Annotated in this window: 9 protein-coding genes; 7 read left to right on the top strand and 2 right to left on the bottom strand. The window is 63.7% G+C overall.

What is annotated here, in order from left to right; translation table 11 throughout:
- Nucleotides 1–46 precede the first annotated feature (46 nt).
- Complete coding sequence (gene glmS / locus VC212_RS05180) at nt 47–1,876, bottom strand: glutamine--fructose-6-phosphate transaminase (isomerizing) (protein ID WP_055848030.1); 1,830 nt, start codon at nt 1,874–1,876, stop codon at nt 47–49.
- 205 nt (nt 1,877–2,081) lie between these two features.
- Here glmS and VC212_RS05175 point away from each other — a divergent pair, with 205 nt between their 5' ends.
- The 7 genes from VC212_RS05175 to VC212_RS05145 all read left to right on the top strand — a co-directional run bounded on the left by VC212_RS05175 (nt 2,082) and on the right by VC212_RS05145 (nt 10,200).
- Nucleotides 2,082–3,353, top strand: a complete 1,272-nt coding sequence (locus tag VC212_RS05175) for an efflux RND transporter periplasmic adaptor subunit (RefSeq protein ID WP_323514799.1) — start codon at nt 2,082–2,084, stop codon at nt 3,351–3,353.
- Nucleotides 3,354–3,400: 47 nt separating this feature from the next.
- The gene (locus VC212_RS05170) at nt 3,401–4,120 is read left to right on the top strand and encodes an ABC transporter ATP-binding protein (RefSeq protein ID WP_115513940.1); all 720 of its coding nucleotides are present in this window, start codon (nt 3,401–3,403) and stop codon (nt 4,118–4,120) included.
- Nucleotides 4,121–4,131: 11 nt separating this feature from the next.
- Nucleotides 4,132–5,436: an ABC transporter permease gene (locus VC212_RS05165; protein WP_323514801.1), complete on the top strand. Its 1,305-nt coding sequence runs from the start codon at nt 4,132–4,134 to the stop codon at nt 5,434–5,436.
- A 65-nt stretch (nt 5,437–5,501) separates the two neighbouring features.
- Nucleotides 5,502–6,710, top strand: coding sequence for an FtsX-like permease family protein (locus VC212_RS05160; RefSeq protein ID WP_055848018.1), 1,209 nt, complete (start codon nt 5,502–5,504; stop codon nt 6,708–6,710).
- A gap of 120 nt (nt 6,711–6,830) precedes the next feature.
- A complete protein-coding gene (locus tag VC212_RS05155) occupies nt 6,831–7,301 on the top strand; it encodes a hypothetical protein (protein WP_323514803.1) in 471 nt (156 codons plus the stop codon).
- Between the two features lie 194 nt (nt 7,302–7,495).
- On the top strand, nt 7,496–8,839 hold the full coding sequence (locus tag VC212_RS05150; RefSeq protein WP_323514804.1) for a sigma-54 dependent transcriptional regulator: 1,344 nt from the start codon (nt 7,496–7,498) through the stop codon (nt 8,837–8,839).
- A gap of 8 nt (nt 8,840–8,847) precedes the next feature.
- The gene (locus VC212_RS05145) at nt 8,848–10,200 is read left to right on the top strand and encodes a HAMP domain-containing sensor histidine kinase (RefSeq protein ID WP_323514805.1); all 1,353 of its coding nucleotides are present in this window, start codon (nt 8,848–8,850) and stop codon (nt 10,198–10,200) included.
- 145 nt (nt 10,201–10,345) lie between these two features.
- On the opposite strand, the gene VC212_RS05140 is transcribed toward VC212_RS05145, so the two are convergent.
- The gene (locus tag VC212_RS05140; RefSeq protein WP_323514830.1) at nt 10,346–11,266 is read right to left on the bottom strand and encodes a right-handed parallel beta-helix repeat-containing protein; all 921 of its coding nucleotides are present in this window, start codon (nt 11,264–11,266) and stop codon (nt 10,346–10,348) included.
- Nucleotides 11,267–11,351: the final 85 nt, after the last annotated feature.

Genomic DNA, 11,351 nt, shown 5'->3' with positions numbered 1-11,351 from the left:
CGCACTCCCGGATGGACGCCGGCGCTGCACGCAAGCAGCGCTGGCGTTACTCCACCGTCACCGACTTGGCCAGGTTACGCGGCTTGTCCACGTCGGTGCCGCGTGCCAGTGCGGTGTGATACGCCAGCAACTGCACCGGGATGGTGTGGATCACCGGCGACAGCACGCCGGCGTGGCGCGGGGTGCGGATCACGTGCACGCCTTCGGACTCGCTGAAGTGGCTGTCCTGGTCGGCGAACACGAACAGCTCGCCGCCGCGTGCGCGCACTTCCTGCATATTGGATTTGACCTTTTCCAGCAGCCGGTCGTTCGGTGCGATCACCACCACCGGCATGGCTGCATCCACCAGCGCCAGCGGGCCGTGCTTCAACTCGCCGGCCGGATACGCTTCGGCGTGGATATACGAGATTTCCTTCAGCTTGAGCGCGCCTTCCAGCGCGATCGGGTAATGCAGGCCGCGGCCGAGAAACAGCGCATTTTCCTTCGGTGAGAAGCGCTCGGCCCAGGCCATGATCTGCGGTTCCAGATTCAAGGCGTGTTGCACGCTGCCGGGCAGGAAGCGCAGCTGCTCCAGATAATCGGCTTCTTCAGCCTCGCTGATGCGGCCCTGCAGCTTGCCCAGCACCATGGTGAGCTGGAACAGCACCGCCAGCTGGGTGGTGAACGCCTTGGTCGAGGCTACCCCGATTTCGGCGCCGGCGCGTGTGTAGCAAACCAGTTCGCTGGCGCGCGGGATCGCGCTCTCGGGCACGTTGCAGATCGACAGCGTATGCAGATGGCCCAGCGATTTTGCGTATTTCAGCGCCTCCATCGTGTCCAGCGTTTCGCCGGACTGCGAAATGGTGACGATCAGATGCTTGGGATTGGCGTACGCAGCGCGGTAACGGTATTCGCTGGCGATCTCCACGCTGCACGGCAGCCCGGCGATGGCTTCGATCCAGTAGCGCGCGGTCATGCCGGCGTAATAGCTGGTGCCGCAGGCCAGGATCTGCACGCCTTCGATCTCGCGCAACACCGCTTCTGCGTTGGCACCGAACAACGACGCCGGGAAGCCCTTCGCATCGATCGCCGCTTCGATGGTGTCGGCCAGCGCACGCGGCTGCTCGTGGATTTCCTTCTGCATGAAATGGCGGAACGGCCCCAGCTCCAGCGATGCCAGCGACACATCAGACAGATGCAGCGGGCGCTCGACCGGCGCGTCGTTGGCATCGAAGATGCGCACGCCCTCGCGACGCAGCTCGGCGGTATCGCCTTCTTCCAGGAAGATCACCTGACGGGTGGCCTGCACGATGGCCGAGACATCAGAGGCGACGAAGTTTTCGCCCTCGCCCACGCCGATCAACAACGGGCAGCCCATGCGCGCGCAGACAAACCGCTCCGGCTCGGCCTGGCTCATCACCGCCAGCGCGTAGGCGCCGGTGAGTTCCTTGACCGTGCGCTGTAGCGCGCTGAGCAGATCGCCCGCGTCGGCCAGATGGTGATGGATCAGATGCGCGATGACTTCGGTGTCGGTCTGCGACTCGAAGCTGTAGCCGAGCGCACGCAGCTTTTCGCGCTGTTCTTCGTGGTTTTCGATGATGCCGTTATGCACCAGCGCCACGCCGGCACTGATGTGCGGGTGCGCATTGGCTTCGGTGACGCCGCCGTGGGTGGCCCAGCGCGTATGGCCGATACCCAGCGTTGCGCCGAACTGTTCGGCCTGCGCCGCCTGCGCCATCTCGACCACGCGCCCGGTCCGCCGCACCCGCCGCACCTGCGCGCCATCGAGCACCGCAATACCGGAAGAATCGTAGCCTCGGTATTCCAGGCGCTTGAGTCCTTCGATCAGGACCGGGACCACATCGCGCCCGGCGATCGCTCCGACAATGCCGCACATAGGGACAGCTCTTTAGGAAGAAGGCCGGCATTTTAGCGTGTCCGCTGTTGTCCACTGCATGACCGTGCCCGGACAGCGTGTCCGCGTCGGTGTCCGCGGACACTGCGGACACGCGCCCGTCCGGGATGAATGTCTTTTATTTCAGCCACTTGGCAGTTGGCACGCGCCCTGCATTGTCAGCGTGACGCCACCGAGTACGCCGACCATGATTCGCGACACCTCTGCCCAGGACCAGGTTCTCCGTACCCCCGCCCACCACGCGCCATGGCGTCGTTGGCTGTGGCCCAGCGTCGCCACCGTGGCGGTGCTGGCCGGTATCGGTTGGGCGATCAGCGCGTGGAGCGCCGGCAGCAGCTCGTTCGATGCCAGCCGGGTGCGGATCGCCACGGTGAGCCAGGGCGATCTGGTGCGCGACATCGCCGCTGATGGCCGGGTGATCGCCGCCAACAGCCCGGTGCTGTACGCCATCTCGGCCGGCACAGTGACGCTGAGTGTGGTGGCCGGCGATGTGGTCAAGCAGGGCCAGGAGCTGGCGCGCATCGACAGCCCGGAACTGCGCAGCAAGCTGGCGCAGGAACAAGCCACCCTGGCCGGACTGGAAGCCGAGTCCAGCCGCGCAGGGCTGGACGCCACGCTCGCCCGTGCCAACGCCAGCAAGCTCACCGACCAGGCCAAGATCGACAAGCAGGCCGCCGCGCGCGACCTGGAGCGCTATCAGCGCGGCTACGACGGCGGCGCCGTGCCGCAGGTGGAGCTGGCCAAGGCGCAGGACACCTTGAAGAAAACCGACATCGACCTGCAGCACGCCGAGCGGGATGCGTCGTTGAAGAGCCAGGGTGCGGATCTGGATTCGCGCAACAAACGTTTGCTGGCCGACCGCCAACGTGCAGTGGTGGCCGAGGTGCAGCGCCAGGTCGATGCACTTACGCTGCTGTCGCCGTTCGATGGCCAGGTCGGCCAGGTGCAGGCGGTGCAACACACCCAGGTCGCAGCGAACGCACCGATCCTGGGTGTGGTGGATCTGTCCAAGTTTGAAGTCGAGATCAAGGTGCCGGAAAGCTTCGCGCGCGATCTGGCGATCGGCATGCCGGCCCAGCTCACCAGCGGCAGCGGCGAACCCTTCCCCGGTGCCATTTCGGCCGTGTCGCCGGAAGTGGTCAACGGCGAAGTCACCGCACGCATCCGCTTTACCGACAAGCAGCCGCCGGGCCTGCGCCAGAGTCAGCGCATGAGCGCGCGCGTGGTGATGGACACGCGTCGCAATGTGCTCAAGGTCGAACGCGGCCCGTTTGTCGAACAATCCGGCGGCAGCTACGCCTATGTGATGGATGGCAACACCGCAGTGCGCCGCCCTGTGCGCACGGGTGTCAGCAGCCTGGGCGAGGTGCAGGTGTTGTCCGGGCTGCAGGTCGGCGACCGCGTGGTGGTGTCCGGTGCAGACAATTTTGGCGACGCGACGCGCGTCACCGTTCACTGATTCATTCAATCCTCTTCGTCGCACTCTCTTTCGCAAAGGAATCGGCAATGCTCAAGATGCAAGCGGTCTCCAAGGTCTTCCGCACCGAACAGGTGGAAACGCACGCGCTGCGCTCGCTGGACCTGCATGTGCGCGAAGGCGAATTCGTCGCGGTGACCGGGCCGTCCGGCTCGGGCAAGACCACCTTCCTCAACCTGGCGGGACTGCTGGAAACCTTTACCAGCGGCCAGTATCTGCTGGATGGCGAAGACGTCAGCCATCTCTCCGACGACGCGCGTTCGCGGTTGCGCAATCAGAAGATCGGTTTCATCTTCCAGGGCTTCAATCTGATCCCCGACCTCAACCTGTTCGACAACGTCGACGTGCCGCTGCGCTATCGCGGCATGCCCGCGTCCGAGCGTAAGCAGCGCATCGAAGACGCCTTGACCAAGGTCGGTCTGGGTTCGCGCCTGAAGCATTACCCCACCGAACTGTCGGGCGGCCAGCAACAGCGCGCCGCCATCGCACGCGCGCTGGCCGGCAGCCCGCGCCTGCTGCTGGCCGACGAACCCACCGGCAACCTCGACTCGCAGATGGCACGCGGGGTGATGGAGCTGTTGGAAGAAATCAACAGCCAGGGCACCACCATCGTGATGGTCACCCACGACCCGGAACTGGCCGCACGCGCGCAGCGCAACGTGCACATCGTCGACGGCCAGGCCACCGATCTGGAACGCAATCCCAGCCTGATGCGCGCGCCCACCGCCACTGCAAGCCTGGCCGAATAAGGACCGCCCCCATGTTCGGCTATTACTTCAATCTCGCGCTGCGCAGCTTCCGCCGCAACAAGGTGCTCACCGCGCTGATGGTGCTGGCGATCGCGCTGGGCATCGGCGCCAGCATGACCACCTTGACGGTGTTCTATGTGCTATCCGGCGATCCGTTGCCTGGCAAGAGCCAGACGATTTTCATCCCGCAATTGGATGCGCGCTCGCGCGATCACCGGAGTAAAGAAGCACTCGAGCAGTTCACACGGTTCGACGCAGAAGCCTTGCTCCGCGAGAAGCGCGCAGATCATCAGGCGATGATGAGCGGCGGAAAGGTGGCTTTGGAACCCGACAATGCATCACTACGCCCATTTTCGATCGATGCGCGCTATACCTCGACCGACTTTTTCCCGATGTTCGACGTGCCCTTTCTGTATGGCGGCGCCTGGTCGACCAGCGATGACGGCAGCCGTGCGCGCGTCGCAGTGCTGTCGGAGGCGCTGAACAAGCAGCTCTTCCACGGCGAAAACAGCGTGGGCCGAACCGTGCGCGTGAATCGCAACGCGTTGCGCGTCGTCGGTGTCCTCAAGGACTGGCGTCCTACCCCAAAGTTCTACGACATCAACACCGGCAGGTACTCCAAAATCGAACAGATCTTCATTCCATTCAGCACAGCAGTCGAGCAAAAGTTCGCAACGACCGGCTCGCGTTCCTGCTGGGGTAACAGCTCGGGGTCCAGCACGGAAGAAAAAGGGATTAATGAGCCCTGTGCCTGGGTCCAGTATTGGGTACAGCTGAACAGTCCACAGAAAGCCGTCGCCTATCGCCAGTACCTGGAAAATTATTCCGACCTGCAACGGCGTGCCGGTCGCTTCGAGCGACCCAACAATGTAGAGCTGCGTAGCCTGATGGAATGGCTGGACTTCAAGAAAGTGGTGCCCAGCGATGTCCGCCTGCAGACCTGGCTGGCATTCGGGTTTCTACTGGTCTGCCTGGTCAACACCATTGGTTTGATGCTGGCCAAATTTTTGCGGCGCAGCGGGGAGATCGGTGTGCGCAGGGCGCTTGGCGCGACCAAACGCAGCATCTTTGCGCAAGCGCTGGTGGAAGCCGGGACGATCGGGTTGACCGGCGGCCTGCTGGGTCTCGGCCTGGCCAGCCTGGGGCTCTGGGGCGTACGACAACAGCCCAGCAGCTACGCCGATCTCGCGCATCTGGATCCAGCCATGTTGCTGAGCACCTTTGCGATGGCCCTGCTCGCCAGCATCCTAGCTGGAATGCTACCGGCATGGCGTGCCTGCCAGGTCGCTCCTGCCATTCAACTCAAGTCTCAGTGATGCCTTGTCGGCCGATACGACCTTCGTCGCGTCGGCCGCAGCCAGCAACCAGAAAGGACACGCTCATGGAAATCCGCCCCATCCTATCCACGCTGCAACGGCACAAGACGGCTGCCGCATTGATCGTGCTTGAGATAGCACTGAGCTGCGCCATCATTTCCAACGCGCTGTTCCTCATCGGCAACCGAATAGAGCGTATACAGCGCCCCAGCGGCCTGGCCGAAAACGAAATCGTCAGCATCAGCATCGCTGGCATCGGGGAAGATCAAAACGCCAATGCATTGACCGAAACCGACCTGGCTGCGCTGCGCGCCATTCCAGGGGTGAAGTTCGCCTCCTCGGTCAGCCAGGTCCCGTTCGGCGATAGCATGTGGGTCACCGGTATCAAGCTGACCGCGGATCAACGGGTCCCGACCGTTGACCTCAATACCTACCATGGCGATTCCCAGACGCTCGATACGCTCGGCCTGCGGCTGGTGCAGGGGAGGCGTTTCACCGAAGGAGAATTCAGCTGGAACAATGACGAGAAGGCCACAATTCCCAGCGTCATCATTACCAAGAGCGCAGCGGAAAAATTGTTTCCCGGGCAATCGGCATTGGGTAAGTCGATCTATACCGAAGAAACGCCTAGCAAGATCGTCGGCATCGTGGAGCACTTCGCGCGTGTCAACGACTATGGTGGAGAGGCTTCCTATGACGACTCGATGCTATCCCCTGTCAAAATTTCCTACAACGATGGGCATCGTTACCTGCTGAGAACCGATCCGGATCGACGCCAGGAGGTACTGCGTCAAGCGGTCGCGATCCTGGAGAAGAACAGCAACAGTCGCATCATCGAGGAGAAGAAGACGCTGGAAGAGATGCGTCGCGACTTCTATCGCCAGGATCGTTCGATGTCCTGGCTGCTCGTCACCATGAGCATCGCCCTGCTGATCGTCACCGCACTGGGCATCGTCGGTCTTGCCAGTTTCTGGGTACAACAGCGCACCAAGCAGATCGGCATTCGCCGTGCACTCGGTGCCACGCGCGGGCAGATCCTGCGCTACTTCCAGATCGAGAATTTTCTGTTGGCCTCGGTCGGGATCGTGCTCGGCATGTTGATGGCTTACTCGATCAACCTGTGGTTGATGGCGCGCTACGAATTGCCGCGCCTGCCGTTGATCTACCTGCCGATCGGCGCGCTCACGCTGTGGATGCTGGGCCAGATCGCCGTGTTCTGGCCCGCACGTCGCGCGGCGTTGGTGCCGCCGGCAGTCGCGACGCGCAGCGCCTGAGCACACCATGGGACGCTGCCTCAAACCCATCACCACACCCTGGCGCCCGGCGATGCCGGCCGCTGGTCAGCTGCGCATGCCGACAAACCGCGATACTTCCCTCCCAAGGACTCTCTCCCTATGCGTCCGATCGTCCATCCCCGTATCGTCGCCGCTGTACTCGCCATCGCTGCGATGAGCGGCACGCTGCATGCCGGCAGTGGCGCCTCCGTGCACCCCACAACGCAGACGCGTAGCGAAGTGACTGAGCGCACCGCGCTGCGTATCGACGATCATCATCTGCGCTGGCAACACAACGCACAGACGCTGGCGCTGACCGCCACAGCTGCCGGCCTGCTGGTCACGCAGGCCAGCGATACGCTGGTACTGCAGCTGCGCAAGGGCGATACCCTGCGCGCAGCCGATGGCCGCGGCATCGCCACCGTGGAAGAACTGCTGCACGCATTACGCGCTGCCGCCGGCCGTCCAGTGCAGGTCCAGGTGGCACGCGGGCAGGCGCAGTTGAGTCTGACCTGGACCGCGCAGACGTATGCATCGCTGCTGCCGCCATTGCCGCCCGCGCCACCGGCACCACCACAAGCGCTGCGGTAGCCGTCGCTTGCAGCCGGGGCACGCACGCGCGCCAGCCTGTCGCACGTCCAGCGCCAACTAGACCGGCGCACTGCCCCGTCGCAACGTCCGTTGCTATCGCCATCGGCTTGCGGCACGCGGTGTGCGGCGACACCGGCTGGCGCCGTATGCTGTAGCAAGTACTTCCCCAACACCTTTCGCCTTTCGAGCGCGCAATGCCGCATATCCTGATCATCGACGACAACACCGCCGTGGCCACCGCGCTGGAGGTGCTGTTTTCCTTGCACGACATCGAAGCGCGGCATGCGTCATCGCCGCAGGCCGGATTGGCCCTGCTGGACGAGCAGGCGTTCGACCTGGTGATCCAGGACATGAACTTTACCGCCGACACCACCTCCGGCGAAGAAGGCGAGGCGCTGTTTACCCAGATCCGCCAGCGTCATCCGGATCTGCCGGTGATCCTGCTCACCGCCTGGACCCATCTGGGCAGCGCCGTCGGTCTGGTCAAGGCTGGCGCCGCCGACTACATCGCCAAACCGTGGGACGACACCAAGCTGCTGACCACGGTCAACAATCTGCTCGAACTCTCCGAGGCGCGCCGCGAACTCGCGCACCGCCGCGAACGCGAGCACCGCGGCCGTGAGCAACTGACCCAGCGCTACGATCTGCGCGGCGCGGTCTTCGCCGACCCCGCCAGCGAGCGGGCCATCGCGCTCGCCTGTCAGGTCGCACGCTCGGAGCTGCCGGTGCTGATCACCGGCCCCAACGGCAGCGGCAAGGAAAAGATTGCCGAGATCATCCAGGCCAACTCGGCAACCAAACATGGACCCTTCATCGCGCTCAATTGCGGCGCTCTGCCGGGCGACTTGATCGAGGCGGAATTGTTCGGTGCCGACGCCGGTGCCTACACCGGTGCCAACAAGGCGCGCGAAGGCAAGTTCGAAGCGGCCGATGGCGGCACGCTGTTCCTGGACGAAATCGGCAACCTGCCGCTGGCGGGCCAGATGAAACTGCTGCGCGTGCTGGAAACCGGGCGCTATGAGCGGCTGGGTTCCAATCGCGAGCGGCACGCCAAGGTGCGCGTGATCAGTGCCACCAACGCCGACCTGCCGTCGATGATCCGCGATGGCAGCTTCCGCGAGGATCTCTACTACCGCCTCAACACCGTGGAGATCGCGCTGCCGGCACTGGCCGAGCGTCCGGGCGACATCGCGCCACTGGCAGAGTATTTCCTGGCGGGCGGCAAGCCGTTGTCTGCGCAGGCGCGCGATGCGCTGCAGCGGCACGCGTGGCCGGGCAATGTGCGCGAGCTGCGCAACGTGCTGCAACGTGCGTCGCTGCTCGCGCAAGGTGCGCGCATCGAAGCCAGCGATCTGAATCTGCCACGCGCCGTCGCGGCGCGGCCGGTAGCGGCAGTCGCTGGCGAACCCGATCGCGCGCGCATCGAACAGGCGCTGGCGCGCGCGCAAGGCGTGATCGCGCAGGCCGCCGCCGAATTGGGATTGAGCCGGCAGGCGCTGTACCGGCGCATGGACCGTTACGGCATCAAACTGGAATGAATCTCCGCATGCGGCATCGCTCCTTCACGTTCGCCCTGTTTTTACGGCTGTTGCCGGTGCTGGCACTGGCGGCGGCGCTGCCGTGGTTCATGGCGTACTGGCTGGATCGCGGCTGGCAGGTGGCTGCGATTTCGGTCGTCGTTTTGCTGGCCGCAATGTGGTTCAGCCTCAACCGCGCTACCGCACCGATGCGCTCGCTGTTCCGCGCACTGGCCGGTACCACCAGCAGCTACCGCGATGGCGAATACAACTTCGGCGTGCATTGGCGCGGCACCGACGAACTGGCGCAGTTGGTGCAGGCACATGCCGAACTCGGCGACGTGCTGCGCGCGCAACGGCGCGATCTGGTGCAGCGCGAATTGATGCTCGACACCATGCTGCAAAACACGCCTGTCGCGATGCTGCTGGTGGTGGCCGGCGGCGATGGGCTGCGCCGCATCGGATTTTCCAACAATGCCGCGCGCAGACTGCTCTACGGCGGACGCAAACTCGAAGGCCAGCATCTGGACGACGTGCTCGAACGCATGCCTGGCGAGCTACGCGACGCATTGGCACGCGGCGGCGACTGCCTGTTCGCCGTGCGCGAGGACGGCGATGACGAGGACGACGAGCAGATCTACCACCTCTCGCGGCGCAGCTTCCACCTCAATGGCCGCGGCCACGAGTTACTGCTGATCCGCACCCTGACCACCGAATTGCGTCGGCAGGAAGTGCAGACCTGGAAGAAGGTCATCCGCGTGATCAGCCACGAATTGAACAACTCGCTCGCACCGATCGCCTCGCTGGCGCATTCCGGCGCCGAGCTGTTGCGGCGCGAGCGCACCGACCGCCTGGGCACGGTTTTCGAAACCATCGAAGAACGCGCGCGTCATCTGGAAGGCTTTATTCGCGGCTATGCGCGCTTTGCCAAGCTGCCGCAGCCGCAATTGCAAACCATCGCCTGGGCGCAATTTCTGGAACGTCTGCGACAACAGATTCCGTTCCAGGTGCAAGGCGACCTTAGCGATGTCAGCAGCCGCATCGATGCAGCGCAGATCGAACAGGCCATGCTCAATCTGCTCAAGAACGCACACGAGGCCTGCAGCGAAGCGCAGCCGCCCAATAGCGACGTTGCGGTGCGCGTGACACGCGTATCGCAGTGGCTGCGGATCGAAGTGCTCGACCGCGGCAATGGCATGAACGAAGCGGTCTTGCACAATGCCCTGATGCCGTTCTATTCGACCAAACGCAATGGAACCGGGCTGGGGCTTGCGCTCACCCGCGAGATTGCCGAAGCGCATGGCGGGCGTATTTCGCTGCACAACCGCGAGCATGGCGGCCTGTGCGTGACCTTGTTGCTGCCCTCGGCATCGGCTGCTTAGGCATCCACTCGCGACACTGTGTTGCCCGTTCGAACGCGCGAGCTGACGCTGCTCCCTGATCGATTGCCGAGCCGGCAGGACCACTTCCGCCGCGCAGACAGTGACTGAAAAAAATGCGCGCAATCACTTTATAAGTGCAGCGCCGTCAATCGGGCTTCAACGTACCACGCTCTGCAATGCGCGGCCGTTTGAGCGCACCACATGCATCGTCTGCACCGGTGGTACGTGTCGCATCGATGGCACGGTAGTAACCGATGCCCACGGTATTGCCGACAAACTCGCCGCCCTGCGACGGGCATTCTCCATCGGCTTTGAACCAATCGGAAAACGCGGCGTACTTGCCAGCCCTGAGAAAGTGATTACCACCGACATAGGTCTGGTCGGACGCATCGCGCGTGCGTATTGCATCGCCGTTGACGTCCACAAACGTATTGCCCTCGATCCGGTTACCGGACGAGTGCCGCGCCAGATACAGCGCGTGAATAAAGCCCGAAGTGCCGGTATCGTTTTCGATCGAATCAAAGCGATTGTGTTCGATGCGGTTGTCGCGCGACTGTTGCAGCCTGATCGCTGCAAACGAATACGCAGCCTCGGCACTGCGGCCGTAGCGCCCACCGATCCGTGCGAACTGCATGTTGCGGATCGTGTTGCCACCATTGCCGTCTTCACCGGTCTTGCTGCTGCCCAGATCCAGCGCCATCCAGTAATTGCTGACCTTCAACCCATCGAAGGTCAGGCGCGTCGGTGCATTTCGACCGCCCTTCAAGACGAACCAGGTCGCGCCGCCGCGCCCGTCGAAGAGCGGCGGCGTGGCAGCGCCGGGAGCGGCGATAAAACGGATGGGCGCGCCATTGGCAAAGGTCCATTGCACCGACTGTTGAAGATAGGTGCCCGAGGCGATCACCACCTCCACCGCCGCTGCCGGCCGTCGCTCGACCAGGCGTTGCTGCGCAGCGCCGAGACTGCGCAATGCGGTCGAAGGCTCGGTGCCTGCCGCCGCATCGTTGCCATCGGGCGCCAGATACAGCCGATAGCTCGACGCCACTGCAGTGGCCGGCTGCAGCATCAGCACACTAAGAACCTGTTCACGATCTTTTGAGTAATAGCGCCAGGAAGGCCAAATGGATGAACTGCAGGCTGGTGTTGAGTTT

This window comes from Xanthomonas sp. WHRI 8932A, assembly GCF_035012785.1.
GTDB lineage: Bacteria > Pseudomonadota > Gammaproteobacteria > Xanthomonadales > Xanthomonadaceae > Xanthomonas.
The sequence above is the reverse complement of the archived record's forward strand: the minus strand, read 5'-3'. Positions and strand labels throughout refer to the sequence as shown.